The 5,289-nt window shown below is 66.7% G+C and carries 5 protein-coding genes; all 5 read left to right on the top strand.

What is annotated here, in order from left to right:
* A partial coding sequence (locus WBA11_RS13205; protein WP_424521138.1) for a serine hydrolase domain-containing protein occupies positions 1-1,268 on the top strand: 1,268 nt, incomplete at its 5' end.
* A gap of 40 nt (positions 1,269-1,308) precedes the next feature.
* Positions 1,309-1,494 carry a hypothetical protein gene (locus tag WBA11_RS13200; RefSeq protein ID WP_424521137.1) on the top strand — a complete coding sequence of 62 codons (186 nt, stop codon included), beginning with the start codon at positions 1,309-1,311 and terminating at the stop codon, positions 1,492-1,494.
* A gap of 6 nt (positions 1,495-1,500) precedes the next feature.
* Positions 1,501-2,670 carry a helix-turn-helix domain-containing protein gene (locus WBA11_RS13195; protein ID WP_424521136.1) on the top strand — a complete coding sequence of 390 codons (1,170 nt, stop codon included), beginning with the start codon at positions 1,501-1,503 and terminating at the stop codon, positions 2,668-2,670.
* Positions 2,671-2,781: 111 nt separating this feature from the next.
* Positions 2,782-3,666 (top strand): DUF5694 domain-containing protein, encoded by an 885-nt coding sequence (locus WBA11_RS13190; RefSeq protein WP_424521135.1) that lies wholly within the window; start codon positions 2,782-2,784, stop codon positions 3,664-3,666.
* A gap of 309 nt (positions 3,667-3,975) precedes the next feature.
* The coding region (locus tag WBA11_RS13185) for an ABC transporter permease (RefSeq protein WP_424521134.1) at positions 3,976-5,289 on the top strand (1,314 nt) is incomplete at its 3' end.

Below are 5,289 nucleotides of genomic sequence, written 5' to 3'. Positions count from 1 at the left end.
GTGGATTGGGGTTCGAGCCGGGCACCCGGTACGAGTACAGCAACTCGAACTACGTCCTACTAGCGGAGGTCGTCGAGTGCGTGACGGGCGAGCCGTTTCGGTCGTGGATGCAAGACAACGTCTTCGGGCCGCTCCAGATGCGTCACACGTTCGTCGGCGACGACCACCGGGAGGTCATCCCGGGGCGTGCTGCCTCGTACGAGCCGGCGGCGGGCGGATACGAGGAGGAGGTTCTCCCATACTCCATCTACGGGTCGAGCGGAGTCTTCTCGACCGTCGGGGACCTTGCACGGTGGCTGAGCAACTTCGGCACGGCCGAGGTGGGCGGAGCCGCCGTCGCACGGCAGATGCGCCAGCGCGGCGTCCTCGCCAGTGGCGACACGCTCGGGTACGCGCTCGGGGTCCACGTAGACGAGCACAAAGGCCTTCAGCGCATCCAACACAGCGGGGCGATCGCCGGCTACCGGTCGTTCGTGGCGTACTACCCCGAGATCGATGCCGGAGTCGTGGTGCTGGGGAATGTGAGCTCGATCAATCCCGTGGCCGCGGCCGATGACGTCGCCGAGACGTTCTTCTCCGACAGATTCGAGACCGAAGGCAACAACGCGGTTGCCGCCGGTGCCGAACCCGCTCCTGATTACGACCCCGATTTGTTCGACCCTGCGACGTTTGACGCGTTCGAGGGCCGCTACGAGCAGGTGGGGTCGCCGGGCTATACCCTCCGAATCGCCCGGGGCGAAGACGGCTACGTCGTGCAGCTCGTCGGACAGCCGGAGTGGGGAATCTCGCCCGTCGGTCCGGCGCAGTTCTCTACGCGCGGCGGTCTCGGACTCACATTCGACGTGTCAGCCAACGGTTCGGTCGACACCCTCTCCGCCCCCCGGCTCGGGGCCGATGCGTTCTTTCGGATCCCCACCGAGCCGGAGACGATCGTGCTGGAGGACTTTGTAGGCCTCTACCATAGCGAGGAGTTGAATGCCGTCTATACCCTCCGGATCGACGAGGGGGAGCTCGTAGCAGTCCGCCCACGTGGGCACGAGCCGGTACCGCTCACCCACAGCGCAGGAGGACGATTCATGGGTGACTACGCGTCGCCGATCTGGGGCGTGGTGTTCGAGCGGGGTCCCGACGGAACGACTACCGGCTTCACCGTCACCACCATCCGAACCCAGGGCGTACGCTTCGAAAGGGTCGACGCAGGACGTCTACCTCGACCCGACACACGAGCGACTACAGGTCCCGATTCTTCCATGAGGCGCTCCCGCTAGCCGCCACACGTGTCTTGGGCAACACGTCCCGCTGTTGTTCATGGCCTTCTCCTCCCGCCGCGCGAGCCGGCTCCTCACCGCCCTCACCACCGTGTCCATCGCTGCAGGCGCACTCGGTCTCCTCGGCTTTCTGATTCAGGGCGAGACCATTTTCTGCCTCAACGCCGGAGCGGCGTGGGCCGGCATCTTGGTGGGAATTGGACTCCTCGCCCGCCGGCCCAACTAGCCCACGGTGCAGTTCGAACTCTCCTGGGTCCAGATCGTCGCGACGCTCCTGGCGGGCGGTGGCATCGTCGCGAGCGTGACGATCGGGGCCGTGCTGCTCGCGAGGCAGAGCGGGAGCCGGCAGGCCAACGTCGCCTTCGGGTCGCTCATGCAGGTGGGCGCGGCCCTCGTGCTCTACGTGCTCCTGATCTACATCCAGCCGTCGGGCGAGAACCTCGGCATCGTGTTCGCCCCGCTCCCGTTCACGTTCGCCGTCGGACCCCTTCTCTACGCGTACGTTCGCGCCCGACTCGGAAAACCGTGGCCCGGGCTGGGCCACTGGGTGCTCCCCGCCGCCCAGGCCGTGCTCGTCGTCAGCATCGCCGTGTCCCCGATGTCTGTCAAGCAGGTGTACATGAATCGCGTGTTTTCGGCATGGTGGGTGACGGTCCAAATTGCCCTGTTCGTGCTGGGTCTGGCGACCTACCTCGCGCTGTGCTGGCGGATCGTGCGGAAACAGGCGGATGCCGAGTACGAGTGGGCGCGGTCGCGGTATCGGTGGCTTCGCTTGGTGATTCAGGCAGCGACGCTCGTGCTCGGGAGCGCGCTTGCGTTCAGCCTGATCGGCCCTCTTGTCCCGGATCTGCATCGCCACGAGGTCCTCGGCATCCGCTGGATGCCTCTCGTCGAGAGCATCCTCTACAGCGCCGTCATCTACGTCCTGGCGGTCGGCGGCTACATCCAGGCCGCCGTCCGAGTCGAGCCGGCCGACGAGGCACCTGAGCGCAAGGAGCGCTACAACGTCGGCGAGGACGCGGCGGCCGTTCACCTGGCAGCGCTCGACCGGCTCGTGGCGACCGAACGTCCTTACCTCGACCCCGATCTCACGCTCGGCTCGCTGGCGAGTCAGATTGGGTTGACCGACAAGGTCCTCTCGTACCTCCTCAACGAGTCTCTGGGCACGACCTACCCCGACTACGTCAACGAGCTCCGCGTCGGGGAAGCCCAGCGTCGGCTGGCCGACCCAGAGAGTGAACCGTTCACCGTCCTCGCCATCGGACTCGACGCCGGATTCGCGTCGAAGTCCACGTTCAACCGAGTGTTCAAGGAGCGAACTGGCCAGACTCCGTCGGCCTATCGGGACCGGTGCCGCGAGCAGGCAGCACGCCCGATTGCGGCACGTCCCATTGCGTCATGACACCAGGTCTCGGCGTCCCGATTCTTCCGTAGGACGGCGGCACAGGCGATTTGTTTGATCCTGAGGTAGTCGCCGGGAGAGCCCTGGCGAATCTCCAACGCCCATACTCCGATGCTGACCTCGTCGCTCCTCCGGCTTCTCGCGCTCGCGCTCCCCGCCGCCTGCGCTCCGCTCGTCTCTGCCCAGGCACCGAACCCCTTCGACGAGCCCACACCCAACCCCACCGTCTGGCCCGAGTGCGCAGGCGGGCAAATTCAGGTGATGCTACTAGGCACAGCCCACCTCGCTAACAACAGCCCTGACACCTACACGGTCGACGTACCTGACGTCTTGGTGCCGGAGCGCCAAGCCGAGTTGGACGACCTGGTCGAGCGGCTCGCTGCCTTCGCTCCTCAGCACGTTGGCGTCGAGTGGGTGTGGGGCGAGGAAGACGCCCGAGCCGACTCGCTCTACGCGGCCTACCTCGCCTCGGGTGGCCTAAGCGACGACGCTGACGAGGCCGTTCAGGTCGGCTTCCGGCTCGCACGCCGGCTCGGCCTCGACGGCGTCCAGCCGATCGATTTCCCGCGCGACCCTCTCTCGACACCCATCCGTGAGTACGTGGCACGGGGTGGCGAAATCAAGCACACGATGGACTACAACCAGCTGATCCCCGACCGCCTCCGCGTCGACGAGGATTCGCTGATCCGCGCCGTCTCCCTGGTGGACTACTACACCTGGCTCAACGACGACTCTGCGCTCCGCGGCAACCACTTCCAGATGTTCATGGCCCTGGGCGCCGGCCAGGACGCCGACTACCCCGGCCCCAACAAGCTCACGGCCTGGTATGGCCGCAATGTCAACATGGTCCACCACATCCTGCGGACTGTCCGTCCTGGCGACGAGCGTGTATTCGTCGTCGTGGGCGCAGGCCACGTCCGCTCGATGCGCCACATGCTGGACGAGGCGCCGCACTTCTGCCCCGTCAGCCCGCTGCCCTACCTCGAAGACGTCTGATTCAGGCCGCGAGTCTTTCAGGCGTGCGGTGTGCGCCATCGCCCAGCGAGTGTGCGCGCGCGCACGTCCGAGCGAGGAGAGGAGTGCCCAGGGCCCACACAAAAGCCTTGGCACGCGAATCGCAGAGGATTCCATGTCCTGATGCGTCTCGAATACTCCTCGGTCGGTCGTCTGGGATCTCACGTCGCAGCGCTCGGGCAGGGGCTCCCACTCTCTGTCGACGGGGCTCCCTGCTGACGGGGGGCTGTAGAGCATCCGATCCCCGAACGTCGACCCGACCGGCGGACATCCACGCAACGCTCTGTCGCCATGGCACAAACCGTCTTCAAAGCCACCCTCCGGACGCTCCGGAAACGGACGCTCTACAGCGCGATCAATCTCTTCGGGCTTACGCTGGGGGTTCTGTGCGCCTTGTGCATCTACGCTCTCGTGTCGCACGAACTCCGCTTCGACGACTACCACGCGCAGGCGGAGCGGACCTACCGGGTCGGTGCGCTGTGGCCCGAGTGGGATGAGGATGGGCCGTCGTACCAAGCGCAGACTCCGACCGGGCTGGTCCCGCTCGTGCGCGAAGGCGTTCCAGGCGTCGACCGAGTCGCGGAGCTGCAGGTCAGCTACGGGTCAGTGTCGGTTCGAGCCGCGGACCGGTATCTGAGCCAGGACGGCCTTTCGTTCGTCAGCCCGGACTTTTTCGACGTCTTCGACTACACCGTGCGAGCGGGCAGCGTCGAGCGGCTGGTGGAGCCGAACGCTGCGGTGCTGACCGCGGCGACGGCCGCCCGCTACTACGGCGACGGCGATCCCATCGGGGAGACGATTCGACTCGGCGCCGAGCTCGAGCTCGAAGTGGTCGGCGTCGTTGCGGATCCACCGGCCGAGACGCATCTGCCGTTCCAGGTTTTCGCCTCGATGGCGACGCGGGCGCCCGCGTACGACGAATGGGGGTTCTCAGACGGCTATACGCTCTACGTCGTCCTCGACGACGGCGCCGACGCGGGCGAGGTCGAGACCCAGCTGAACGCGATCCGGACGGCCCACCAGACCGAGGAGCAACGTGCAGAGCAGCAGTTCATGCTCCAACCCCTCGCAGACATCCACACCACACCCGAGTTTGGAGCCTATCCTGGCAGCTACGTGACCGATCCGGTGACGCTGTGGGCCCTGGCGCTCATCGGGCTGCTGATCCTGCTCTCGGCCGTCGTCAACTACGTCAACCTCGCGACGGCCCAGGGGGCCGCGCGCGCGAAGGAGATCGGCGTTCGGAAAGCCATCGGGGGGACACGCGGCCAGATTGCCGGCCAACTGATGGGCGAAACCGGGCTGCTCACGCTCGGCGCCGTCGCAGCCGGCTGGCTTGCGGCTGTCGCTCTCGTGCCTGCCGCCGGCGGCCTGTTCGGCGTCGAGGTCGAGGCGTCAGCGCTGCTGCACCCCGGAGCTCTCGGGTTCACCGGTCTCGTCGCCGTCGTCGTCTCCGGACTCGCAGGATGGTATCCGGCCGTCGTGTTGTCTCGGTATCGCCCCACCGTCGTGCTGCGCGGCAGCGGCGGAGGACGACGGTCCGGGGCGATCGGGTTTCGACAGGGCCTGATCGTCTTTCAGTTCGTGGCGACGCTCGCGCTGCTC

It is taken from the genome of Rubrivirga sp., assembly GCF_049648075.1.
GTDB lineage: Bacteria > Bacteroidota > Rhodothermia > Rhodothermales > Rubricoccaceae > Rubrivirga.
The sequence above is the reverse complement of the archived record's forward strand: the minus strand, read 5'-3'. Positions and strand labels throughout refer to the sequence as shown.